The sequence below is a fragment of the Flexithrix dorotheae DSM 6795 genome (assembly GCF_000379765.1).
Lineage (GTDB): Bacteria > Bacteroidota > Bacteroidia > Cytophagales > Flammeovirgaceae > Flexithrix > Flexithrix dorotheae.
Genome location: NZ_KB903443.1, coordinates 18,680 through 42,523, shown reverse-complemented (window position 1 = coordinate 42,523; position 23,844 = coordinate 18,680). Strand labels below are relative to the sequence as shown.

The following is a 23,844-nucleotide window of genomic DNA, read 5'->3' as shown; positions in this document are numbered from 1 at the left end:
TTTAGTAAATAGTTTTATCCAAACTTAATCATCTTCTTCAAGCAATAATATTAATTTACCAAAGTTAGATGATTAGCTAAAGTCGGAATACCTCGATATTTTAAAAAACAAATTAATCATGAACAAAGTAAGGAGCTTTTTTTATTTATCATCTTTGCTTTTTATAGGGATAAGCATTTTGTCCAGTTGTGGTAAAAAAAATGATTTTGCAACTGCTGACAATCCAGGGAAATTTAGTACGACTACTGGAATGGCCTATAATGGGAAAGATGAAAATTCTTTTGGTGTTAGAAAATACAGTGGACAACCTTATGGTCCTGGACTAAGGTATATTGAAGGAGGAAGAATAATCCTGGGGTCTTACGAAGAAGATTTGCTCGGGGCAATGGATAACATTGAAAGGACTGTTACTGTTAATTCATTTTACATGGATGAAGCGGAAGTAGCAAATATCCACTGGTTAGAATATTTGCATTATGCAAGAGATTCTGGTCAGACATATTATGAAGAGGCTCTTCCTGATACTACTGTTTGGTCAAAAGAATTAGCCTTTAATGATCCTTATGTTGACCATTATTTTAGATATCCAGGTTTTAGATTTCATCCAGTAGTTGGTATTAATTGGTTACAGGCCAAAAATTACTGTGCATGGAGGACTACTATGGTAAATAGAAATCTTGCTATGAAAAATGGTACAGATGAGGAAGTTTCAGCTGTGGAGGGAGGAGAAAGAATTCCATTGGAATCAGGTATTGTTGTTCCTAATTATAGATTACCTACTGAAGCTGAATGGGAATATGCAGCCCAAGCTTTGATTGGTGTTCAGGAATATGATGAAAACCATAGCCATAGAAGAATTTACCCTTGGGATGGACACTCCACTAGAAATCCTTATGGTGATGAAATGGGTACATTTATGGCAAACTTTAAAAGAGGTAGAGGTGACTATGCCGGTATTGCAGGTAAATTAAATGATGCAGCCATGATAACTGCAGGTATTTATGATAATCCTCCAAATGATTATGGTTTGTATAACATGGCTGGTAATGTAAATGAATGGGTTGAAGATATTTATCGACCTCTTTCCTACCAGGATTTTGAAGATTTAAACCCGGTTCGAAATAGTGGATTCCTTGATGACCAAAGTTGGGATTACATTTATGACAAGCCGCAATGGACAACCTTTATTGATAACCATGTAAGAGTTTACAAAGGTGGATCTTGGAAAGATGTAGCTTATTGGTTAGCTCCAGGAACAAGAAGATACTTAGAAGAGGATTCTGCAACAGCAACAATTGGGTTTAGATGTGCAATGATTAGTGCAGATGGTAATGCTCCAAGATAAGCTTTAAAAAAACTAAATATAAAATACTCGGGATTTAATTATCTCGAGTATTTTTTTTTATTCAAGCTTTTCGAAACCCTTTAGTTAAAATGACAGAATCAAATGTTTGAAATTTTAGGATAATCTGGGTTAACATTTTAAATTGATTCAGAAAGTTAGATATTTGAGCAAATTTGATAAACTCTATTTACCTTTTAGTAATAAAATAAATGGATGTCCGGTAATAGAGAATTAAATTAAATCAAATATGAAAAGTCTGATTAAGGAAATTTTTGAACGGCCAGAATTAGTAGCTCAACCCCCTGTTTTAATTGATGTTGGTGCTTCGGGGAAGATTCACCCAAAATGGAAAACTTTTGCAAAGTATGCTATTTGTATTGCCTTCGATGCTGATGAACGGGAGTTTAATATTTCTGAAGAGGAATCTAAGGATTACAAAAAGTTATTTGTATACAACTGTATAGTGTCGGATAAAGAAGATAAGAAAATTGATTTTTATCTTACTGAATATCCATATACATCAAGCAGTTTAAAGCCAGATTTAAAAAAAGTAGAAGGATATATTTATGCTCCTTTTTATAAAATTAAGGATGTTGTTAAATTAGATAACATTTCCCTAAATGCGGCCTTGTCTGAATTAAACATTGACAAGATTGATTGGATGAAGGTTGATTCGCAAGGAATTGACCTCAGGCTTTATCAGAACCTTTTAAATGATACTCAGGATGACATATTATTACTGGAGTTTGAACCTGGAATCCATGGATCCTATGAAGGTGAGGATAAACTGTTTGATGTAATGAGGTATATGGATGGTAAAAATTTTTGGTTGGCTGATATTAATGTTAATGGAGTGCCCAGAATTTCCAGAAAAGGTTTCGATAGTTTATTTTCAAATCCTTTTTATAAAAAACTTGCAAAGGTAACTGTGAAAAAATCTCCCAGATGGGCAGAAATAACCTATATTAATTCTTTTAAAAATGAAAACTATTCTATTAGAGAATATTTATTAGGATGTGTTTTTTGTATGGTTAATAATGAATTTTTGAGTGCAATTTCTCTTGCAGAAAAAGGTGAAACCACTTTTAATGACCCTATCTTTAGAAAAATTATACAGGCCTCAAAAAAAGGCCTCATTTCAAATTTTTGGGATTTTGACATTCTGAAGGATGAATTCCTGAAAAAAATAAAGGGTGTTTTTAAATTCAATTAAATGAACTTATTCGCTATTTTTCTTATTTTGAAATAAAAATCATCCTAAAATTCTATGACTTACCAACAATTAGGAAACTCGGAATTATATGTAAGTAAAGTAAGTTTTGGGTGTATGTCCCTTGGGAATGATGATGCCAAAAACTCTTCCCTATTACATAGTGCCTACGATAATGGAATAAACTTTTTTGATACAGCAGATTTATATCAGAATGGGGAAAATGAAATATCCTTAGGCAAGGCATTTAAAGGAATTAGGGATAAGGTCCTTATTGCCACAAAAGTAGGGAACCAGTTAAAACCTGATGGAAGTGGATGGATCTGGAATCCTTCAAAAGAATATATTATACAAGCAGTAGAAAAAAGTCTGAAAAGGCTTAATACAGATTATATTGACTTATACCAACTGCATGGAGGAACTATAGAGGATCCTATAGATGAAACAATAGAAGCTTTTGAAAAGCTTAAAGCAGAAGGTAAAATCAGATATTATGGAATTTCCTCCATTCGGCCGAATGTGATTCGAGAATATGTAAAAAAATCGAATATCACCAGTGTAATGATGCAATACAGTATTCTGGATAGGCGTCCAGAGGAATCTTGTTTAGATTTACTCTATGAAAATAATATTGGTGTTCTGTCTAGAGGAGGTGTAGCAAAAGGGCTTCTTATAGATAAGCCGGCAAAGACATATTTAAATTATACTGAAAAAGAAGTAGAAAAAATTCAGTATTATATTAAAGATTTAATCGGTAAAGAGAAATCTCCTGCTCAATTGGCTTTACAATTTGTATTGCAACATCCTGCACTTTCTTCTGCTGTTTCTGGTATCCGAACCCAGGAACAGCTTTTAGATTTAGTAAAAGTATATGAGGTCCCGTGGCTGAAGGAAGATGAATATTCTCAATTACAAAATGTCCTACCTGTAAATTTCTATGAGCAACACAGGTGAGTAAAAATTGAGGGAGAAAAAAGGCTTGTTTTATGAAAAATCAAGCCCATTTTTCCTGAAGATAGAATTTAGACATTCAGGTCTAAGATTTCATCACTTTCCAGATTAGTAGCAGCGGAGGCATTTTTTGCTATGGAGTATGCTATAAAACCTCCCAGTGCAGCTCCAGCTAATGCAAATGGATAGGCTGCTAATCCTTCTCCAATTAATAAAGTACCGCAAATAGAACCTATAATTTCCAGCCCTATCCAAAGGACTACCATAATGATTACATATTTTGTAGGCTTTAATCCTTTTGCTCTTACAATTTTACTGATGTGTTTTCCCAGAGTGACAATGGCAATTATTTCAAGCATATTTGATAAGTTTAGTTCATCTATTTCAACTATTTTGAAAGAAAATAATTGAAATAATTCATTTATTTTTTCAACTTTTCTATTTTTTTCTTTGCCTTATCGTGTCCTTGACCATCCTCAATCCTTTTCTCCAGAAATCCTATTATAAAAGAATTGTTTTCAGCTGTCATTTGAGGTTTGGAACCCTTTGCCCTTCCAAAACCAAAAACTACCATCCCATCTTCGGAATCAATTCCTTTGTCTGAGTTTCCCAGGTAGCCCAACACATCCTCCTTGTCATCAGGCGTCTGGTGAAGTAAAAACAGGACTCTGTCAATTTGTTTATCTCCAAAATAAATCCAATTCCACTTTTCAAAAAGCTTTTTCCCCTTGTAAAAATCATAAATTTCATTGTTTGGTCCCCCTTTATCTGTTCCCCAGTAATGATAAGTAGGACTAAATTTTCCTCCTATGGTGCCTTCATAAAGAAACCAATAGGGATGGTTTGGATCGGTTTTTTTAACTGTAAGTCGGGCAAATTTCTCCTCAAATTCCCAAATCCATTCCCATTTGCCAGATTTGCTTTTGGTAATAATGGTGTGTTCATTCAAAATTTCACTTACACACTTATCATGGCCTGGGTGGCCTGCTCCTCCATCTTCATTTCCAAAAACCATGTTGGGTAATCCTCTAAATCCCGCTCCAGCTGAAATCGGATATTCTGATAAGGGATCTTTTTTAAAACTAATCCAGTCTTTCCCTTCTTTATCAATCATTCTGGAAAAACCTCCCCCAGCTTTATCATAAAAATAAGTGGCAGTTTTGGTTTTGATAATGAACTGAGGTCTTCCTTCATAATTTCCTCCTTCAATGGTCACTGAAAAGGCCTGATGAAAGATTAGCGCAAGCAGAATAGTTGAAATGGCATTTTTCATTTTCATTGTAAATAAAAATAGAGCAGGAAAATGCTGCTCTATTTGGTTTAATAATAATATAAATTTTTTTAAATCTATTGTCATGTTAAGCCTCGGATTTCCGAAAGCTTAAGGCTGACTTGACACTAATCAACAATCCGGATAATGTCTGCAAATACACCTGCTGCTGTTACTTCTGCTCCTGCTCCCGGGCCTTTTATCATTAAAGGCAACTCGTTGTACCTATTGGTTGTATAAAGGATAATATTATCACTACCCTCTGCCATATAGAAAGGGTGGGTTTTGTCAAAAGTTTTTACCTTTACTTTTGGTTTTCCATCCTCAAGGGTAGCAATAATTCTGTATTTTTCATCCTTAGCATCAAGCTTAGACCTTTCCTTTTCAAAGGTTTCATCATAAGCTTTTAACTTTTCAAAAAAATCTGAAATATCACTGGCATCCAGGCTTTCTTTAGAAATAAATGGTTCAGATTCAACATCTTCCATATTCAAGTCATAGCCCAGCTCTCTGGCTAAAATAAGAATTTTTCGGGCAACATCCGAACCGCTAAGGTCAATTCTAGGGTCTGGCTCAGTTAATCCGGCTTCTTTGGCATCTAAAACAACCTCACTAATCTTTTTGTCCTTACTTACATTGTTTGTTATGTAATTTAAAGTCCCGGAAAGAATTGCCTCGATTTTAATGATTTTATCTCCACTTTGGATTAGATCATTCAAAGTACTGATTACCGGCAGACCAGCTCCAACATTGGTCTCAAATAGAAATTTAGCCCCTCTTTTTCTGGCAATTTTTTTCAGCCTTTTATAATAATTAATATCCCCAGAGCAAGCCAGCTTATTTGGCGTTACTATTGAAATATTTGCATTGAGGATTTTCTCATATTGATCCGAAATCAGCTGACTGGCTGTGGCATCCACAAAAACAGTGTTTCTTAAGTTTTGTGAGATCATTTCGTCTACGAAAGAATCTAGGCTACTTTTTTTATCCGCATTTTCAATTACTTCATTCGCTGAACCGGGGTTAATTCCCTGAGGTTCAATTACCATTTTTCTGGTATTCATTAAGCCAATAAGGCGAATATCTATAGCACTATTTTCTTTAAGTGACCCAAATTGCTTGGTTATCTGGGAAAGTAGCGTCTTTCCAATAAGTCCGGTACTTCCCGCGATGAAAAGGTGCAGCGCTTTGGTTTCGGAAAGGAAAAATGCCTCATGAATAATGCTAACTGCTTTTCTTTCATCTATTTGCCTGACAACCAATGATATATTAAGTTCAGAAGCGCCTTGAGCAATAGCCAAAACATTTACGCCATTTCTACCAAGTGAACTGAATAACTTCCCTGCAACTCCGGGAGTTTTCTTCATGTTTTTACCCACAACAGCCACGATTGAAAGTGCCTGCTCCACAATCACCTGATCCAACTTTTGTCCTTTAAACTCCTCCTTAAATTCTTTGTAAATGACTTTACTGGCCAATTCAGCATTCTTTTCTTCTACTGCTGTGGTAATAGAATGTTCTGAAGAAGCCTGGGAAATTAAAATAACGTTAATTTGACTTTTAGCAAGAGCATTAAACAACCTGGATGCCGAACCAGTAACCCCTACTAAGCCACTTCCTGTAAGTGTGACCAGGGCAATATCTTTCATTGATGAAATCCCTCTGATTGGCTTTTCATCATCAGGAGCATCACCACTAATAATCGTATTTTTCCCTTTTGGATCAAAGGTGTTTTTTACAAGAATAGGAATTTGCTTTTGATAAGCTGGCTGAATACTTGGAGGATAAATCACTTTTGCCCCAAAGTATGAAAGTTCCATGGCTTCTTCATAGGATATTTCAGGAATGGTGAAGGCTGTCCTAACCTTTCTAGGGTCAGCAGTCATCATTCCATTTACGTCTGTCCATATCTCTAAAACCTCCACATGAAGGGCTCCGGCAAAAATAGATGCCGTATAATCAGAACCTCCACGGCCTAAGGTAGTCGTTTCGTTATTTTTAGTACTGGCCACGAACCCGGGCAGAATCATCAATTCACCCTGTGCATTAATAAAATGCTTCTGAATCCTTTCATTGGTTTCTGTGAAATTCACATTGGCATTACCAAAGTTCTTGTCGGTGATGATGAGATTCCTCGAGTCCGTAAATCGGGCATCTATCTCCTTTTCTTTGAAGGCTTCTGCAATGATTGAGGCAGAAAGCCTTTCTCCAAAACTTAAGATAAAATCCTTCATTTTAGGGCTTAACTCCTTTACCAAATAAATTCCATGAAGAATATCTTCAAGTTCGTTGAGCAGGAATTTGATTTCTGCCACTACACCACTTTGCCTTCTGGCATGAACAAGTGTTTTAATAGCCTGAATGTGCCTGGTCTCAATCTCCCGCTGTAAATCCTTATAGCCTTCATTTCCAGAGGAAGCCATCTCACTTACCTTTATCAATTGATCTGTAATGCCACCAAAGGCAGAGACTACCACAGCTACTTTTTCTTTTTGTAATGCATCTTTTACAATCTCAATTACCTGCAAAATTCTTTCAGGTGTTCCTACAGATGTTCCTCCAAACTTTAAAACTCTCATCAAAAACAAATTTTAGTAGCAGAATAATTATGTAAAATGATCAATCCTGCAAACCGAAAAACAAAGCATTCTATTTCAGGGTGCAAATTTGCAAACATGTGGGGAATTCTCTTAGGGTTTTCTCAAAATTTATGAGGAAACTTTGCAAAAAAGGGAGAAAAAAGAAAAAATGTGATAAACTTTAGTTATCAACTGCATGTAATGGGACTGTGCATAAAAAAAGGAGCTTTTTTAAGCTCCTTTAGTCAATCACCTAAACCTGTGATCAAATGATAAAATTTCATCTACTTATTAAATGATACTTGATCATTAATATTATTCCTGATTTCAACTTTTTCTGGAAGCTCGATTGACGCTTTTACTTCTAGAGGTTGATTCTGATTCTGAATGTCTGAAAGAATAACCGAACCTGCCATCACAAACATGAATGACATATAAACAATTATTCCAAGGGTTATAAAAAAGTTTTTCATGGTTAAAAGAATATCCTGGAATTAGTAGTATTTACACCTATTAACATCAGGCTTCGCTTTCTGTTTTTATGGTTAAAAATCAGATTTTAATCACCATGTAAGAAAAATGTAACCCTTGAGGATAAAAATAATTTTAAGTAAAAGAATTGTTTTGAGGGGGATAATGTAAGGTCTGTCCGTTTTCTGAAGGAAAAAAAGCCTATATCGCTCAACGATTTTATTGAAAGATAAAGGCTTTTTTTGTTTTTATTAATCCAAATTACTTTAAGGCGTTAAACAGTACTTCTACAGTATGATAAGCTTTCCTGCCTGTGCCATCATGGATCTGATGCCTGCAACTTGTGCCCGGAGCCGCTATGATAACTTCCTGTGGTTGAGCTCTTACGGTAGGAAAAAGAACCAATTCTCCAATTTTCATAGAAACTTCATAGTGTTCTTCTTCATATCCGAATGAACCCGCCATTCCACAACATCCAGATGGAATCATATGCACTTCATAATTTTCAGGCAAACTCAACATTTTCTTGGTAAAGGTTAAGCTGGAAAGTGCTTTTTGATGACAATGCCCATGTAATTTTATCAGTTTTTTGTCGCTTTTAAACTGTTCTTTTTTGATATTTCCCTTATCAATCTCATTACTAATGAATTCATCAATAAAGAATGTGTTTTTAGCAATTTTTTGTGCAGCCTCCTTTTGTGAAGGATGAACCAAATCCAGGTACTCATCTCTTAAAGTAAGAATAGCAGAAGGCTCAATACCAATTATTGGCGTTTCTTCATCTACAATATCTTTTAACAGATCAACATTTCTAATGGCAATCTCTTTCGCTTCTTTGAGCATCCCTTTAGAAAGGAAAGTCCGGCCACTTTCTATATGCTTGGGTATAGTCACTTCATAACCCAGGGCTTCCAGCAACCGGAAAGTGGTAATGCCAATATCCGTATCATTATAATTGGTAAATTCATCACTAAATAAATAAACCTTTCTCTTATCGCTCTTTTTATCTTTTCTGTTTTTCCTATACCATTTATTGAGGGTGGTTTTATGCAATTTTGGCATAGGCCGTTCCGAAGCAAAACCCACCACGCTCTTAGCCAAATTACCGGTAAGCTTATTCGAAAAAATAAAATTATAAAGGCTTGGAGTGAGTGCTGCCAGAGCAGTAAGTGTTGGGAAATGACCTATCAGTTTCGTTCTTAAACCTATTCCATTGGCTTTGTAGTATTGTGACAAAAACTCTCCCTTAAGTTTTGCTACATCTACATTGGAAGGACATTCAGATTTACAACCTTTACATGAAAGGCATAAATCCATCACTTCTTTTATTTCCTCATGATCAAATTTATTTTTCTTAGGAGAATGTGTTAAATATTCTCTCAAAATGTTAGCCCTAGCTCTTGTAGTATCTTTTTCATTTCTGGTAGCCATGTAACTTGGACACATGGTCCCACCAGTAATTTCCGTTTTTCGGCAATCTCCGCTTCCATTACAAAGTTCCGCAGCCCTGATAATTCCCTGGTTTTTTGAGAAATCGTAGGTTGTATTAAAATCAGGAGTAACCTGTCCCGGAGTATACCTTAAAGAAGAATTCATTGAAGGAGTATTTACAATTTTTCCGGGATTGAAAATATTTTCCGGATCCCAGGCCAGTTTTACTCTTTCAATGAGTTTATTATTTTTCTCGCCTACCATAAATGGGATGAATTCTCCTCTTAGCCTCCCATCACCATGTTCCCCACTCAGGGAGCCTTTATATTTTTTGACCAGTTTGGCAATTTCTTCGGCAATTGTTCTAAAAAGCTGATTTCCCTCCTCTGTTTTTAAGTTAAGAATTGGCCTTAAATGCAATTCACCCGACCCGGCATGGGCATAATGCACGCAGAAAAGATCGTATTTTTTCAATACTTCATTGAAATCGGCAATGTAGGCAGGAAGGTCGGCTACATCCACAGCTGTATCCTCAATTACAGGAGCAGGTTTGGCATCGCCCGGAATGTTGGACAATAAACCCAACCCTGCTTTTCTCAGGGTCCATACTTTTTTTACATCACCTCCGGAAACAATTGGATAGTGGTATCCAAAATTATTCTGCTTAAAATCATCAATAAGCGCCTGCGCATCTTTATCCAGTTGTTCAGCACTATCTCTTGATAATTCTACCACCAAAATGGCTTGAGGATCTCCTTCTACAAAAAACCTGTTAGCCCGTTGCTCAATATTGGTTTTTGTACATTCCAGTACGTAATGGTCCATTAATTCGCAGGCACTAGGGTTGTGTTGCAAAGCCACCAGATTTGCCCTTAGGGATTCATCAACTGAAGTAAAATGCGCACAAACAAGGGCTTTATATTTGGGTGGAGTCGGGTTTACATGTAATTTAATTTCAGTAATAAAGGCCAGTGTGCCTTCTGATCCGGCAATTAATTTACAAAAATTAAAATCCTCTTTTCCTTTAGTAAAAGGTGCTGTCTCCAGCAGCATGTCAATGGCATAACCTGTGTTCCTTCTGGGAATACTGAATTTTGGAAACTTCTCTCTGATTTCTTTCTGGTTTTCTTCAACTTCCAGAATAGCTTTTGTCTCCTGATAAATTTTTTGTTCAAGTGTACTCACCACATTTTCTCCCCGGCACTTGGCTTCAAACTCCTCATTGCTCAGGTTTTTGAAAGTTACTCCATTTCCATCACTCAAAATTGCTTTTACTTCAAGTAGATGATCTCTTGTACTGCCATAAACCACAGAATTTGATCCACATGAATTGTTACCAACCATTCCTCCCACCATGGCCCGGTTGGCGGTAGAGGTTTCCGGTCCAAAAAATAAATCATAGCTTTTCAAATGATGATTTAATTCATCTCTTACCACTCCGGGTTGTAATCTTACCCAGCTTTCCTCTTTATTTACTTCCAGAATTTTGGTGAAAGTTCTGGAAACATCCACTACAATTCCATCCCCAACTACCTGACCGGCAAGAGAAGTTCCTGCAGTTCGTGGTATGAGGGAAGTTTTTTCTTTTCTTGCAAAATGAACAAGGGTTTTTATATCTTTTTCCGATTTTGGAATAGCCACCGCCAGAGGCATTTCCCGATAGGCTGAGGCATCGGTAGCATACAAGGTACGCATGGTGGTATCATAATAAAGTTCTCCTTCTAATTTTTCTTCCAGGTATTCCAGCTTTCTTCTCATTTTGCGATCAAAGGTGTATGTATTATTTTAGTTTATGTCCTGCATTCATTACAAGACTAAATTTTTTATATTTAAAAAATGTTTCAATGAATAGTTTACTGAAACAGGTTTCATCCATAATTTTCACAAACTTCAAAAATCGGATTTATTTTAAATAAATCATTGTGTTTGAAAGGTAAAATATTTAATTATGAATGAATTAGTGGGAGAGCTTGTTAAAAATTTAGGTTTTCCGAAATGTAGAACACAAGTGGAAAAGTTCAGTTTTGAGACCTCTTGAGACAATAAAATTTTTCATCGGGCTGATGCTCCAGAAGTAGCACAACTGAATTTTCAGACCCATAGAAATTTTATTTTGAAACAAGGTTTCAGAAGCGGCCAGACGCTTTAGTGGGCATTTACAGTGAAACAGGTGAGAAATTAAAACATGCTCTGAGTTAGGGTTTTATGAAAGTAAAAAAAATCGGAAATGGTACAGATTTAAAGGTTTGGCAGTCTTTTAAAAAGGGTGATAATCAGGCATTTGCATATATTTATCAACAACATATTGATATTCTTTCCAACTACGGTTTTCGATTTTCCCAGGATCAGGATCTTATTAAAGATGCCATCCATGATATGTTCATCGACCTTTGGAAAAACAAAAAAAACCTCAGTGATACTCCACTTATAAAAAGTTACCTTCTAAAAGCTTTTCGTAGGAATCTTACAAAGAAACTGATCAAAAAAAAGAAAATAGTTAATCATGAAGATTTTCTGGAGGCACAGGAGTTTGAATTAGAATTATCTCCGGAAATCAAACTGATTGAGGCAGAAACTTTGGTTGGAAGAAGCCTGAAATTAGAAGAAGAATTAAACAAACTCCCTCCCCGCCAAAAAGAATCTGTTTTCCTGAGATTTTATGGAAATCTTTCATACGATGAAATTTCTGAAGTCATGGGTATTAACCATCAATCAGTATACAACTTGATTTCAAAAGCCCTTGACGCATTGAAAAGCAATGTTTCCTTTACAATGGTTTTAATAACCTTAATGCATTTATAGAATTATTGCCTGGACATTACCTCAATCATTGCCTGAATTCCTACGAACATTGCTGCGGAAAAAATTATTCCGCCCCCAAGTCTTAAATATTTTGAAATTCCACTTTTATAATAATTATCAATCATCACATCAGTTGGATCAAGAGGATTATAACTTACTGTTATAATATTATTGGTATATTCAGGGTAAGTTTTTTTTGTCCTGACTCTATAGATATCTCCTTTATCTGTTTCAAATTCTACAATTAGGAGTCCGTTAACAACTTTGCCATTTATATGAACTGTATGTAGATAATAAGTATGAGTTTGGTCTTCATATTTACCATTTAAAATTCCTACAATTGCTCCTTCTGTTTGGATGGCAAATTTTTTAAATTCTCTTTCCTCATATATTTCATAGAGAGCCATGTAGACTAAATAAAGAGGAATGCACAAAGGAAGATGCAAGAATAAATATGACATTTTTGCTGGTTTAGTAGAAAGATGTTTTCCTTCGATAGTCGCAGCTTGTATTTATTTTATTACAACCTGATTGAATAATTATTCATAGATGAAGTTAATTTTTTTCTGGTTTGATAGCTATACAATCTCCTCGTTAGACTTGGTTAAAAAAGGTGGAGAAATATATTTTCAATAAGCCACTTTCTCCACCACTTTGCCCTCCTCATCATAGAACTTCCATGTCCCACTTTTTTCACCATTCTTATATTTCCCTTTAATTTTCAGATCTCCATTAGGGAAATATGATCGGTAAGCGCCATGCATTTGGCCATTTTTCAAACTCACTTCTGCTTTCAGCGAACCATCCTCATAAAATTCTTCCTTGGTTTTGGCATCTAAATCATCCAGCACAATTTCATCAATGGCGATTACATCATCTTTTTCAATAGAAGTGGTAAGCTGAAATATGGAATCAGTATTCAAAAAACCATAGGTTTCTAATTGAGCCAATAAGTCTTTTTGGCTTTTAGCTATTTTTTCTAAATCTTTAAACCTGGCATTAAAAGTTGCTTTAAACAGTTTATCCTGAGCCTGAAGCTGAAAACCGATATCAGAGAAACAGGCAATAAAGTTTCTGTTTTTTTGAATGGATTTCCATGTTTCTGGACTCACAAAATCTTCCATTCTATCAATGAAGACTGGGGTTTGGAGGTAAAGAAAAACACTATTTTCTTTTTGGAAATCTTCTGTAAATTCATCAAAACCTTCGGTGTTTACCAGGGTATTTCCAGATTCATAGTCATCAATGATATTTTTAATCGTTTGCGGATGATTGCTGAAAATGACATAGTCATCTATAAAAGTATAGTAAGGTTTTTCCAGTTGAGAGAACAATTTCCCCAGGAATGGTTTGAAGAAACCCTTTACCGATAAATATTTAATTTTATAACCCTGATAATCCACATATTTAAATTTAACAGGGGTTTTTTTCCTGATTTGCTGAGCTATATAATTCAGGTTTTCCTCGGCATCATTCCTGTTTTTTGATTTTAGGGCAACAGCAAATTCATTATTCCTGCCTAATCCGGATGGCTTAAGTTGAAGAAAAGCAACCTCATCCGCGATCCAGTCAAAAAAATGCTGTTGAATATCAATTTTCAGATATCCTTCCATTTTGTCGATATTGCTCATATACTGATCGTAGGTTTCAGCATCTTGTTTGTAGATTTCCTCCAGGTTATCAATGAAAATATTAAAATTTTCAAAGCCAAGGCTTGCATAAAAACCAGTTCGCTGAGGAGCTATGGAAAGGGCTTCCATGCTTCCATTTCCCGAATTCAACAAGGCCTGGATATAGGAATTTTCTTCCATATTCACATTACTATAGCCTTCCATGGCGATGCTGCCATCCTCCTCCAGCGAAAAATACAAACCTGTGAAATGCAACTGCTTGCTGGCTGCATCTACATAATCATCCTGCTCTGCCAGGTAAATATTCATATAATTGTCAATTTCCTTGTGATTCAGAAAAAACTGAAACATTCCCTTATTTCCAATTCTTTGATTTATTTCCACAAAATGTTCATCCAGACTAATCAAGGGATTTTCAATTTGATCAATTGAGGCTTCAACCAGGGAATTTGTATATGATAAGACAAGGAAGTTTTCAGCGAAATAAAGATTTAGAGCACTTGAAGAGCCTTTTTCTATGATAGAGATAACTTCTTTATTTTTATATTCATTTATAGAAACTTCATAATTCTCATCAGTAAGGTTTTTTATAAATGATTTTAAGGGAGCCAACTTGGCAACTTGCTTTAAATCAATAATATATAAAAAATCATATTCCTTTTGGCCAAAAGTATGGGCGGAGATCAATACCTGTCTGGAACCGAAAAATTGAAAGACAGATTCATTTTCCCTGATAAGACTATCCAGTTGGTTAGCATCTTTGGTAAGTTGGGCGAAATATTCATTGTTTTGTAAATGTTTCCAGGTAGGACTGTTTTTGATCCGGTCCCAGTTTTCCACTGGTTCATCTGTAGAAATGATATAAACTGCATTTTCTGGGATTAAGCTCACCCCTTTGAAATGGCTTTCAGCTGGAAATAAAAATAAATAGGCGAGGTATCCTCCAAGGATTACAAATAAGGAGATAAAAAACAGGAGAATAATTTTTCTTTTGTTCATGGTATTAATTGTTAAAAAAATCTTTAAACAGAAATCTAAATAAAGATTTAGAAATAAACCGCTTTAGTAAAGGCAGCCATTTTTGTTCAAAATTAGGCGTAAAAACGGAGCATAGCCTAAGCTAAGTGAGGCTTTTTACAACTACAAATTGGAAAAAATGACAAGTTAAATGGAATTGGTTATTTTTAATGCTTTACTAAACTATTGTGCCATAATTTTCAATCAGGATTATTCTCAAGTAAAAAAATACTGGTGAATGAATGGATTATGATCAAGGTTTGAATTTGAAAGGCAATCTTCTATCTTTGATATCTTAAGTGGGTTTTTGGACAGGAGAGGGTTATTTTAAATTAAAATTATTGAAAATGCTAAACATTGTTTTATTCGGACCTCCGGGGGCTGGAAAGGGAACACAAAGTGCCAAAATCAAGGAAAAATATCAATTAATTCACTTGTCAACAGGTGACTTATTGCGATCCGAAATTGCTGATGGAACCGAATTAGGATTAACAGCAAAGAAATTAATGGATGAAGGAAAATTGGTGCCTGATGAAGTTGTAATTGGGATGATTGACCACAAATTGAAGGTAAACCCTGATGCTAACGGATTTATTTTTGATGGATTTCCAAGAACTGTGGCTCAGGCTGAAGCACTGGATAAATTAATGGAGGAAAATAGTACTGCGATTTCCGGAATGATTGCCCTTGAAGTGAGTGAAGAAGAACTTACAGGAAGATTATTGAAAAGAGGAGAGACTTCTGGCAGACCAGATGATCAGAATGTAGATAAGATTAAAACCAGGATTCATGAATATGAATCAAAAACTGCGGTAGTTGCCAATTACTACAAATCGCAGGATAAATTTAAATCAGTAAATGGTATTGGTGATATCGAAGATATCTTTAACAAACTTACAAAAGCTATTGATGCGCTTTAATTTTGTAGGTTAATACCAACTCATTTTGAGAGGATAAAAACCCCATGCACCAGCATGGGGTTATTTGTTTGTCAAAATTTCGTACTTTTGCAGCCTGAAATCAGTCCACAAATAAATTGATAAGTTTTTTCTGATTAATTGAAATTGTTCTTAGAGGTTTTTCAGAAAAAACTAAGTAGTCATTATTATGAAAAAGGTAGCTTTTTACACATTGGGTTGTAAGTTAAATTACAGTGAAACCTCCACCATTTCCCGTATGTTTCAGGAAAAGGGATACCAGAAAGTGGATTTTTCTGATACACCTGATATTTTCATTATCAATACCTGCTCGGTTACTGAAAATGCGGATAAGAAGTGTAAAAAGATTGTGAGAGAAGCCAAAGCGATTTCCCCTAATAGTTATGTGACTATTATAGGATGCTATGCCCAGTTAAAACCGAAAGAAATTTCTGAAATCCAGGGTGTAGATGCTGTATTAGGGGCTGCTGAAAAATTTAGGTTAATTGAATTGTTGGATGGATTTGTGAAAGAACGGGAGGTAAAAGTACTGGCTTCAGAAATATCAGAGGCAAATACTTTTGTGAGTGGCTATTCTATTAACGATCGCACAAGAACATTCCTGAAAGTGCAGGATGGATGCAACTACAATTGTACTTTTTGTACTATTCCGCTGGCCAGAGGGAAAAGCCGAAGTGATACCATGGAAAATGTGATTAAAAATGCCAGGGAAATTGCGGCCACAGAAGTGAAAGAAGTAGTATTGACCGGAGTTAATCTGGGTGATTATGGAATAATTGATGGAAGAAGGCAATTGAAATTTTTTGATTTGGTAAAAGAACTCGATCAGGTAGAAGGCATTGACAGGATTCGAATTTCCTCCATTGAGCCAAATTTGCTTACCAACGAAATCATTGAATACGTTTCAGTTTCCGATCGATTTGTTCCTCATTTCCATATTCCCCTACAGTCGGGTTCCGATAAATTACTAAAGTTGATGAGGAGGCGATATGAGCGGGATTTATATGTCAACAGAGTGGCAAAAATAAAAGAAGTGATGCCCCACTGTTGTATTGGAGTGGACGTGATTATTGGCTTTCCCGGAGAAACTGATGAGGATTTTCTGGAAACTTATAATTTCCTGAATGAACTGGATATTTCTTATCTCCATGTTTTTACCTATTCGGAAAGACCAAATACAGAGGCCATTGAGTTGGAGGGAGTGGTGCCTATGAAAGTTAGAAATCAGCGGTCTAAAATGCTTAGAGGACTTTCCCACAAAAAGAAAAGAGCTTTCTACGAAGAAAATATTGGTAGAAAATCAACAGTGCTGTTTGAAAATGATGTGGAAAATGGAATGATGCATGGTTTTACCGAAAATTATGTAAGAGTCACTGCCAAATATGATCCTATGCTGATTAATGAAACCAAAGAAGTGAATTTGGTGAAAGTTAATGAATCTGGATTAGTGGAAGTAGAAGAAGTAGAGCCGGTTTATGAAAGTCATTAAGTTTAAAAATTGACCTTTTGCTCAAAAGAAATTTTAGGACACTTTTCATCGAATGGAAAAGTATCGAAAGCCTAATCCACTTAATTGGCTTTTCATTTAAGAATAAAGGCTTTTGAGGAAATAAAAAAAACTCCTGCTTTTCTAAAATAAAGCAGGAGTTTTTTTGTGCAACTGAAATGAATGGGTATCAACCAAACATGCCCCTCATTTTTCCTTTTTTGCCCATGCCCATCATGTTCATTTTTTTCATGGCTTTCTTCATTTCATTAAATTGTTTTAATAAACCATTTACTTGCTGAACTGAAGTCCCGCTACCATTGGCAATTCTCTTTTTTCTGGTAGAGTTGATAATTTCTGGTTTTTCTCTTTCCTGGGGAGTCATAGAGAAAATTATAGCCTCTATGGGTTTGAAAGCATCATCATCTATATCCGCGCCTTTTATCATTTTCCCCATCCCGGGAATCATTTCCATCAAACTTTTGATATTTCCCATTTTCTGAATTTGCTGAATTTGGGAAAGTAGATCATTAAGATCGAACTGATTTTTTCTTAATTTTTTATTTAACCTTTTGGCTTCCTCTTCATCAAATACCTGTTGGGCTTTTTCTACCAAAGAAACCACATCACCCATACCCAAAATTCTTTGGGCCATCCTGTCCGGGTGAAAAACATCGATAGTATCTGGTTTTTCTCCAGTACTGATAAATTTAATAGGTTTCTCTACTACTGTTCTAATGGATAAAGCTGCACCACCCCTGGTATCACCATCAAGTTTGGTTAGCACAACTCCATCAAAGTTTAGCCTTTCATTAAAAGTTTTGGCGGTATTCACAGCATCCTGACCAGTCATAGAATCCACTACAAAGAGCGTTTCCTGAGGATTAATTGCTTTTTTCACCTCAGTAATCTCTTTCATCATTGCTTCATCCACAGCCAAACGACCAGCGGTATCCACAATCACAATACTTTTACCTGAAGCTTTTGCCGATTTTATTGCATTATTGGCTATTTCTACGGCATTTTTATTCTCTGGCTCTGCATAAACTTCTACATCAATTTGCTCTCCCAGAGATTTCAACTGGTCAATCGCAGCAGGTCTGTATATATCACAGGCAGCCATCAAAACCTGGTTACCTTGTTTTTTAAGCATATTAGCCAGTTTGGCTGTAAATGTGGTTTTACCAGAACCCTGCAAACCCGAAATAAGCACCACACCTGGATTCCCCTTAGGATTAAATGCAGCAGCCTGTCCTCCCATTAGTTCGGCAAGCTTATCATTTACCACTTTCACAAAAAGCTGACCTGGGGAAACGGCAGTCAATACCTTTCTTCCCATAGCCTCCTCTTTGATTTCATTGGTAATTTGCTTGGCAACATTGTAGTTAACATCAGCTTCAAGCAATGCTTTCCTGATTTCCTTAACTGTGTTTGCTACATTTATTTCTGAAATCCTTCCCTGGCCTTTTAAGGTTTTTAAGGCTGAATCCAACCTGGTGTTTAAACTTTCGAACATGCTTTTAATGTTGTTTTGAAGCAATTAAAAATATAAGCAGCAAAATTATTACTTAATAGTAACAAAAACAATTTGAGTTTTGGCGAGATGTATTCGGCATATGGCATATCCTAATTTCAAAAAGAAAAATAACTGAACAGTTTTTCAGGAAACCTCCGTCCTTTAGTTTTGCAGACCATTTATCAATTCTAAAATTCATTTTTATCCGTGAAATTCTTTTTATCATTTTCAATAGGAATTGTTGTTGCCCTACTCATAATGGGAGGAATTGTGTTTTTTTTTCTTCCTTCTCCTTATAAAATTCAGCAACAGGTTTTAATTAGTGCCACTCAGAAAAATGTGTTTAATCAGGTGGATTATATGAAAAACTGGGGGAAATGGGCATTTGAGGATCAAAAACCTGAGGAGCGCCCTGAAGTGTATTTACAAGGACCAGAAGACGGAGTAGGGGCAATTATTGAATGGACTGATGAATATAATACTGTTAGAATTGAAATTGTTGAGTCTGAGCCCTATGAGCTTATTAAAGCAAAAATTCTCAATATAAAAGGTGGGCAGGAATCCGAATTAACTTTTGAATTTATCCAGGAAAATGACCAGATAAAGTTGGTGCTTACTGAGACTGGTGATTTTGGTTTAGATTTTTCTTCCAGATTAAATGCAAAGCTGTTTGATTTTGAGGGAAACATGGAAGAGGTTTATTTATCACGATTATTGGCTTTAAAATCAGTTTGTGAGAACTAATTTTGTTTAATGATTTGTATTTTTCGTTAAACACTTTAATTGCAATTCACTCCTCCAATTATACAATTCAGGTAGTAAATAAGGTAAATGACTCCATTTTTACTCCCTGATTGCTTCTTCAGACAGGTTAGGTTATCAAATTTCAAAATCTTAATCTGAAAAAATTATAATCATGAAGAAGCAAAATCTATTTAACATGCTTAACACTTTCAAGCATTTTATCCCATTTATCATTTTGGCTCTCGTAATAATCGCTTGTGATGACGATGATGATCCCATGGAAGAGCCTCCCAAAACTTTAATTACCACAGTGGTTGCCGAAGATGACCGATTTACCACATTACTGGCGGCTGTGGATCAGGCAGGTTTGGTAAGTACTTTATCTGGTGATGGACCTTTCACTGTTTTCGCTCCAACCAATGCTGCTTTCGAAGCTTACTTAACTGCCAAAGGTATTACTGCAGATGAGCTTTTGAATAGTCCCGATCTGAAGAAAATTCTTCAGTATCACGTAGTGAGCGGAAATGTCAGGTCGACTGATTTATCTAATGGAGAAGTGACAACATTGAGTGGTCCTGCTTATGTTAATGTAAACAATGGAGTAACAATTAATGGTATTTCAACAGTAACTCAGGCCGATGTAATTACTGAAAATGGTGTAATCCATGTTATTGATGCAGTGCTTGAGCCGGCAAGTCAGTCAATAACTGAAATCGCTGCTGGAAATTCAAATTTCAGTACTCTCGTTTCGCTATTGCAACAATATGATTTAGTTGATGCCTTAAGTGGAGACGGACCATTCACAGTATTTGCACCAACAAATGAAGCATTTGAAAAAATCAGTGATGCACTTGCCACCAAATCAGATGCTGAAATTGCAGACATTTTGAAATTTCACGTAGTTCCTGGCAGAGCATTTTCTTCCGATCTCGTTTCTCAGGATTATCCTACATTGAATACAAGACGACCTTTAAGTGTTGATTTGAGTAACGGAATTGTGGTGAATGGGACTGAAGAAGTAAGCCCTGCAAATGCAAATGTTTTTGCAACGAATGGTGTAATTCATATCATTGATGATGTATTACTACCCAAGCAAACTGTAGTAGATGTAGCAGTGTATAATGAGAACTTCTCTTCTCTGGTAGCAGCGCTCACTAAAGCAGGACTGGTAGAAACGCTTGACAATGCTGAGAATCTTACAGTGTTCGCGCCTACTAATGATGCATTTGCTGCAGCATTACAAGCTTTAGGGTTTAGTAGTTTGGATGATGTTCCGGTAGAGGCACTTACTCCTATATTAACTTACCATGTACTTGGATTGGATGCTCCAGCTCTTTCAACTGATTTGGTAGACGGCTCATTTTATACCACACTAAATGGAGCAGCGATTAAATTCGATGCTGGTAATCTTGACCTGATTGATGCCAATGATAATATGATCGGATTAAATGCAGACTTACTTGACCTGGAAACATCAAACGGTGTGGTTCATGTAATAAACGGGGTATTACTTCCTCCTTCTCAAAATGTAGTGGAAATTGCAGTAGGTTCCGATCCTGAATTCACCACCCTGGTAAGCCTGATTACAAGAGTAGGACTTCAGGAAGCACTGTCATCAACAGAAGATGCCTTTACAGTATTTGCTCCTACAAATCAGGCTTTCGAAGATTTGGGAATCGATCCTTCCACTTTAACTGATGAGCAGGTTACCGATATCTTACTCTATCACGTGTTAGATGGAAAAGTTTTCTCCTCACAAATAACCAATGGATTGGAGGCAGAAACAAAATTAGCCGATGCTAAATTTACTATTAATGTAAATGGAAATGTAACCATTACTGATGGAAATACCGACAGTCCTGATGCAACTATTACCGCCACAGATATTCAGGGAACGAACGGAGTTATCCACATCATTGATAAAGTAATATTACCCAACTAAGGATCCAGTTCTGTGAACTAAGACTTTTAAAAAATATCTGTGAAAATTTCAGATATGGGTTATAAATGATTGAAATTTTGGGAGAGCTCATGTTTTTTAAGCATGAGTTCTTTATTTAAACTACCTTTAATTTTAGAATTATTTAACTTCATGGAGTAGGTATTGAGTTAGTGCTGAACTCAATGTCATTAAAGCTATCTAAGATTGAGCATTCAATTCTAGCGTTTTGATAAATAGGGAGATTAACTTCTAAAAAAATAATTATGTATAAAACGAAAGGACGATATCTTTATATTCTTCTTTTAAGTTTATATTCCTTCTTTAATATATTATTGATTGAAGGAGACAGACTTTTTGTTTTTGACCTAAACTGGGCATATTTGTTTGCCATTATCCTCATCAATGTTACGCTAATCTGGGAGGGAAACAGACTGATTGCGCAAAACCTGAAATTATTATCTGTTCCCCTTATTCAAAAAATTCATCCATTAATCCGGATATTTATTTTTAGTTTATTGAATGTTACCTTAATTTCATTTCTCTCCGTTGGGTTAATTCTAATACTTTTAGGACAGCCTATTTCCAATTTACTCATCAATTTTAAATTATCTCTTGGTTTTTCATTTAGGGTTAATTTGTTTTTGAATTGCGTGAATGCCATTGTCTATTTTATGAATGAGCTTTCAGATGCAAAACTCAGGACAGAAAAACTTCAAAAAGAAAATGTAGAGGCGCAGTTTCAGGCTCTCAGAAATCAGGTAAATCCGCATTTCCTTTTCAACAGCCTGAACGTGTTATCGAATTTGGTTACGAAAGAACCCCAACTTGCCACAGATTTTATTCAGGAGCTGTCAAAAGTTTACAGATATTTATTGTATTACCAAAGCCAGAAGGTGGTAAAATTGAAGGACGAATTAGAGTTTATCAATTCTTATATTTTCCTTTTAAAAATCAGATTTAAAGATAACCTTCTAATAAAAAGTGATATAGAAGAAAAGTTTAAAGAATATTTTCTTCCCCCGGCTACTTTGCAGTTACTCACAGAGAATGCCATAAAACACAATATAATTTCTAAAAAACAACCCTTGACCATCAATTTTAAGTCAAATGGAGAAGATGTGATTATTATTGAAAACAACCTTCAATTAAAAAATGTAAAAGAAGCTTCCACCTCAGTAGGATTAAAAAACATTCGGGACAGATATAGGTTTATTAGTGATGAAGAAGTAGATGTAAGAAAAGACGGAGAAAAATTTATAGTAAAGGTACCATTAATTAAAATCCCGAACTCATGAATGTTTTAATCGTAGAGGATGAGTTTCATGCCAGTGAACGCCTCTCTGAACTTGTTACTGACTGTGATCAAAATATTAATATTGTTGATCGATTGGATACTGTAGAAGATACAGTGAATTTTTTTAAAGAAGGGAAAGAAGTAGACTTGCTTTTTTTGGATATTCAGCTATCAGATGGAAAAAGTTTCGAAATTTTTGATCAGATTAATCTGGATGCTCCGGTAATATTCACCACTGCATTTGATCAGTTTACCCTGAATGCTTTCAAAGTGAACAGCATTGATTATCTCTTAAAACCAATCAATAGTGGGGAATTAAAAAATGCCATAGATAAGTACAAAAGGATCTGGCAGAAAAAAAACAATCCTGCCCCCATAAACTATCAGATATTAAAAGAAGTAATAAAAGATGCCTCAACCGGCTATAAAAAAAGATTTTTGGTTAAATTTGGGAATAGGATACAATTCAAAACTGTAGAAAATATAAGTCATATAGCTGCAGATGGTAAAACTATTTACATCATTTCCAATGAAAATGGTCGAAAATATATCATTGATCATACCCTTGAAGAATTGGAAAATCAATTACTAAACCCCTCTGATTTTTTCCGAATCAACAGAAAATTTATTGTGCGTATTGATGCCATTTCCGATGTAAAACCCTATTACAATAGCAGGTTAAAATTAATTCTACATACCCCATGTGAGCATGACTTAATCGTCAGTCGGGACAGAGTAGGTGATTTTAAAGATTGGTTGGACCAATAAATATTTTTGGCTTAATTTAATCTTCATACTAAAACTAAACTTTATTTATATGAAACACTTCAAAATAGTGGGGTTGGGAATCCTATTTGCCTTTTTAAGTAACTTTTCTTTTGCCCAAACCCCCGCAGTCTACTCCGATTCCATAAAAAATGAAATTCTTGCGCTTCAATCTGATGTAGATGAAATAAAGCTGAATCTTTCAAAAGCGCAGCCCAAGTTACAAATTGGAATAATTACCGCCACGCTTGGTTACGCCATTACCATTGCCGGAGGGCAAATGCTTGGGAGAGATAATGATGATTTGGGTCAGGCGCTACTCTATACCGGAGGGGCTGTAGGTATTACAGGAACAGTACTTTTAATTGATTCCTTCAAATACATTGGAAAAGCAGGGGGCAGGAAAAAAAAGGTGCGTTAAAATGATTCAACTGTTTTCTTTAAAAAAGTTG

Annotated in this window: 19 protein-coding genes; 11 read left to right on the top strand and 8 right to left on the bottom strand. The window is 35.5% G+C overall.

Features of this window, described 5'->3' with window-relative positions:
• Nucleotides 1–118: 118 nt before the first annotated feature.
• The 3 genes from gldJ to A3EM_RS0115565 all read left to right on the top strand — a co-directional run bounded on the left by gldJ (nucleotide 119) and on the right by A3EM_RS0115565 (nucleotide 3,509).
• Nucleotides 119–1,345 (top strand): gliding motility lipoprotein GldJ, encoded by a 1,227-nt coding sequence (gldJ, locus tag A3EM_RS0115575; RefSeq protein WP_020529153.1) that lies wholly within the window; start codon nucleotides 119–121, stop codon nucleotides 1,343–1,345.
• 247 nt (nucleotides 1,346–1,592) lie between these two features.
• On the top strand, nucleotides 1,593–2,558 hold the full coding sequence (locus A3EM_RS42565) for a hypothetical protein (RefSeq protein ID WP_020529152.1): 966 nt from the start codon (nucleotides 1,593–1,595) through the stop codon (nucleotides 2,556–2,558).
• 54 nt (nucleotides 2,559–2,612) lie between these two features.
• Complete coding sequence (locus tag A3EM_RS0115565) at nucleotides 2,613–3,509, top strand: aldo/keto reductase (protein WP_020529151.1); 897 nt, start codon at nucleotides 2,613–2,615, stop codon at nucleotides 3,507–3,509.
• Between the two features lie 68 nt (nucleotides 3,510–3,577).
• Here A3EM_RS0115565 and A3EM_RS0115560 read toward each other — a convergent pair whose 3' ends face one another.
• The 5 genes from A3EM_RS0115560 to A3EM_RS0115540 form a co-directional block, all read right to left on the bottom strand.
• Nucleotides 3,578–3,865, bottom strand: coding sequence for a hypothetical protein (locus tag A3EM_RS0115560; RefSeq protein WP_020529150.1), 288 nt, complete (start codon nucleotides 3,863–3,865; stop codon nucleotides 3,578–3,580).
• Between the two features lie 62 nt (nucleotides 3,866–3,927).
• Nucleotides 3,928–4,785, bottom strand: coding sequence for a hypothetical protein (locus tag A3EM_RS0115555; RefSeq protein ID WP_157637917.1), 858 nt, complete (start codon nucleotides 4,783–4,785; stop codon nucleotides 3,928–3,930).
• A 119-nt stretch (nucleotides 4,786–4,904) separates the two neighbouring features.
• On the bottom strand, nucleotides 4,905–7,355 hold the full coding sequence (gene thrA, locus A3EM_RS0115550; RefSeq protein ID WP_020529148.1) for a bifunctional aspartate kinase/homoserine dehydrogenase I: 2,451 nt from the start codon (nucleotides 7,353–7,355) through the stop codon (nucleotides 4,905–4,907).
• 284 nt (nucleotides 7,356–7,639) lie between these two features.
• Nucleotides 7,640–7,789, bottom strand: coding sequence for a hypothetical protein (locus A3EM_RS0115545; protein WP_157637916.1), 150 nt, complete (start codon nucleotides 7,787–7,789; stop codon nucleotides 7,640–7,642).
• A 298-nt stretch (nucleotides 7,790–8,087) separates the two neighbouring features.
• Complete coding sequence (locus tag A3EM_RS0115540; RefSeq protein ID WP_020529146.1) at nucleotides 8,088–11,015, bottom strand: FAD-binding and (Fe-S)-binding domain-containing protein; 2,928 nt, start codon at nucleotides 11,013–11,015, stop codon at nucleotides 8,088–8,090.
• A gap of 447 nt (nucleotides 11,016–11,462) precedes the next feature.
• Between A3EM_RS0115540 and A3EM_RS0115530 the strand changes: the two genes are divergently transcribed.
• Complete coding sequence (locus A3EM_RS0115530; RefSeq protein WP_020529144.1) at nucleotides 11,463–12,059, top strand: RNA polymerase sigma factor; 597 nt, start codon at nucleotides 11,463–11,465, stop codon at nucleotides 12,057–12,059.
• Nucleotides 12,060–12,061: 2 nt separating this feature from the next.
• Here the strand turns inward: A3EM_RS0115530 and A3EM_RS0115525 are convergent, their stop codons facing one another.
• The gene (locus A3EM_RS0115525; RefSeq protein WP_157637915.1) at nucleotides 12,062–12,520 is read right to left on the bottom strand and encodes a DUF3592 domain-containing protein; all 459 of its coding nucleotides are present in this window, start codon (nucleotides 12,518–12,520) and stop codon (nucleotides 12,062–12,064) included.
• Nucleotides 12,521–12,688: 168 nt separating this feature from the next.
• Nucleotides 12,689–14,689, bottom strand: a complete 2,001-nt coding sequence (locus tag A3EM_RS0115520) for a DUF3352 domain-containing protein (RefSeq protein ID WP_020529142.1) — start codon at nucleotides 14,687–14,689, stop codon at nucleotides 12,689–12,691.
• A 365-nt stretch (nucleotides 14,690–15,054) separates the two neighbouring features.
• Between A3EM_RS0115520 and A3EM_RS0115510 the strand changes: the two genes are divergently transcribed.
• Complete coding sequence (locus A3EM_RS0115510) at nucleotides 15,055–15,627, top strand: adenylate kinase (protein ID WP_026210324.1); 573 nt, start codon at nucleotides 15,055–15,057, stop codon at nucleotides 15,625–15,627.
• Nucleotides 15,628–15,814: 187 nt separating this feature from the next.
• Nucleotides 15,815–17,134 carry a tRNA (N(6)-L-threonylcarbamoyladenosine(37)-C(2))-methylthiotransferase MtaB gene (gene mtaB / locus A3EM_RS0115505; protein ID WP_020529140.1) on the top strand — a complete coding sequence of 440 codons (1,320 nt, stop codon included), beginning with the start codon at nucleotides 15,815–15,817 and terminating at the stop codon, nucleotides 17,132–17,134.
• 187 nt (nucleotides 17,135–17,321) lie between these two features.
• Here mtaB and ffh read toward each other — a convergent pair whose 3' ends face one another.
• Nucleotides 17,322–18,647: a signal recognition particle protein gene (ffh, locus tag A3EM_RS0115500; RefSeq protein WP_020529139.1), complete on the bottom strand. Its 1,326-nt coding sequence runs from the start codon at nucleotides 18,645–18,647 to the stop codon at nucleotides 17,322–17,324.
• Between the two features lie 207 nt (nucleotides 18,648–18,854).
• Here ffh and A3EM_RS0115495 point away from each other — a divergent pair, with 207 nt between their 5' ends.
• From A3EM_RS0115495 to A3EM_RS42560, 5 genes are all read left to right on the top strand, one after another.
• Complete coding sequence (locus A3EM_RS0115495; RefSeq protein WP_157637914.1) at nucleotides 18,855–19,391, top strand: SRPBCC family protein; 537 nt, start codon at nucleotides 18,855–18,857, stop codon at nucleotides 19,389–19,391.
• A gap of 172 nt (nucleotides 19,392–19,563) precedes the next feature.
• Nucleotides 19,564–21,333, top strand: coding sequence for a fasciclin domain-containing protein (locus A3EM_RS0115490; RefSeq protein ID WP_083925245.1), 1,770 nt, complete (start codon nucleotides 19,564–19,566; stop codon nucleotides 21,331–21,333).
• A 263-nt stretch (nucleotides 21,334–21,596) separates the two neighbouring features.
• Nucleotides 21,597–22,628: a sensor histidine kinase gene (locus A3EM_RS0115485; RefSeq protein ID WP_026210323.1), complete on the top strand. Its 1,032-nt coding sequence runs from the start codon at nucleotides 21,597–21,599 to the stop codon at nucleotides 22,626–22,628.
• Nucleotides 22,625–23,395 (top strand): LytR/AlgR family response regulator transcription factor, encoded by a 771-nt coding sequence (locus A3EM_RS0115480; protein ID WP_020529135.1) that lies wholly within the window; start codon nucleotides 22,625–22,627, stop codon nucleotides 23,393–23,395. Before A3EM_RS0115485 ends, A3EM_RS0115480 begins: the two co-directional genes overlap by 4 nt.
• A 49-nt stretch (nucleotides 23,396–23,444) precedes the next feature.
• Nucleotides 23,445–23,813: a hypothetical protein gene (locus tag A3EM_RS42560; RefSeq protein WP_020529134.1), complete on the top strand. Its 369-nt coding sequence runs from the start codon at nucleotides 23,445–23,447 to the stop codon at nucleotides 23,811–23,813.
• The last annotated feature ends 31 nt before the right edge of the window (nucleotides 23,814–23,844 follow it).

Excerpts from the sequence above, each read along its gene's own strand:
- gldJ (WP_020529153.1), top strand. The coding sequence starts at position 119 with ATGAACAAAGTAAGGAGCTTTTTTTATTTATCATCTTTGCTTTTTATA.
- A3EM_RS42565 (WP_020529152.1), top strand. The coding sequence starts at position 1,593 with ATGAAAAGTCTGATTAAGGAAATTTTTGAACGGCCAGAATTAGTAGCT.
- A3EM_RS0115565 (WP_020529151.1), top strand. The coding sequence starts at position 2,613 with ATGACTTACCAACAATTAGGAAACTCGGAATTATATGTAAGTAAAGTA.
- A3EM_RS0115560 (WP_020529150.1), bottom strand. The coding sequence starts at position 3,865 with ATGCTTGAAATAATTGCCATTGTCACTCTGGGAAAACACATCAGTAAA.
- A3EM_RS0115555 (WP_157637917.1), bottom strand. The coding sequence starts at position 4,785 with ATGAAAATGAAAAATGCCATTTCAACTATTCTGCTTGCGCTAATCTTT.
- thrA (WP_020529148.1), bottom strand. The coding sequence starts at position 7,355 with ATGAGAGTTTTAAAGTTTGGAGGAACATCTGTAGGAACACCTGAAAGA.
- A3EM_RS0115545 (WP_157637916.1), bottom strand. The coding sequence starts at position 7,789 with ATGTCATTCATGTTTGTGATGGCAGGTTCGGTTATTCTTTCAGACATT.
- A3EM_RS0115540 (WP_020529146.1), bottom strand. The coding sequence starts at position 11,015 with ATGAGAAGAAAGCTGGAATACCTGGAAGAAAAATTAGAAGGAGAACTT.
- A3EM_RS0115530 (WP_020529144.1), top strand. The coding sequence starts at position 11,463 with ATGAAAGTAAAAAAAATCGGAAATGGTACAGATTTAAAGGTTTGGCAG.
- A3EM_RS0115525 (WP_157637915.1), bottom strand. The coding sequence starts at position 12,520 with ATGTCATATTTATTCTTGCATCTTCCTTTGTGCATTCCTCTTTATTTA.
- A3EM_RS0115520 (WP_020529142.1), bottom strand. The coding sequence starts at position 14,689 with ATGAACAAAAGAAAAATTATTCTCCTGTTTTTTATCTCCTTATTTGTA.
- A3EM_RS0115510 (WP_026210324.1), top strand. The coding sequence starts at position 15,055 with ATGCTAAACATTGTTTTATTCGGACCTCCGGGGGCTGGAAAGGGAACA.
- mtaB (WP_020529140.1), top strand. The coding sequence starts at position 15,815 with ATGAAAAAGGTAGCTTTTTACACATTGGGTTGTAAGTTAAATTACAGT.
- ffh (WP_020529139.1), bottom strand. The coding sequence starts at position 18,647 with ATGTTCGAAAGTTTAAACACCAGGTTGGATTCAGCCTTAAAAACCTTA.
- A3EM_RS0115490 (WP_083925245.1), top strand. The coding sequence starts at position 19,564 with ATGAAGAAGCAAAATCTATTTAACATGCTTAACACTTTCAAGCATTTT.
- A3EM_RS0115485 (WP_026210323.1), top strand. The coding sequence starts at position 21,597 with ATGTATAAAACGAAAGGACGATATCTTTATATTCTTCTTTTAAGTTTA.
- A3EM_RS0115480 (WP_020529135.1), top strand. The coding sequence starts at position 22,625 with ATGAATGTTTTAATCGTAGAGGATGAGTTTCATGCCAGTGAACGCCTC.
- A3EM_RS42560 (WP_020529134.1), top strand. The coding sequence starts at position 23,445 with ATGAAACACTTCAAAATAGTGGGGTTGGGAATCCTATTTGCCTTTTTA.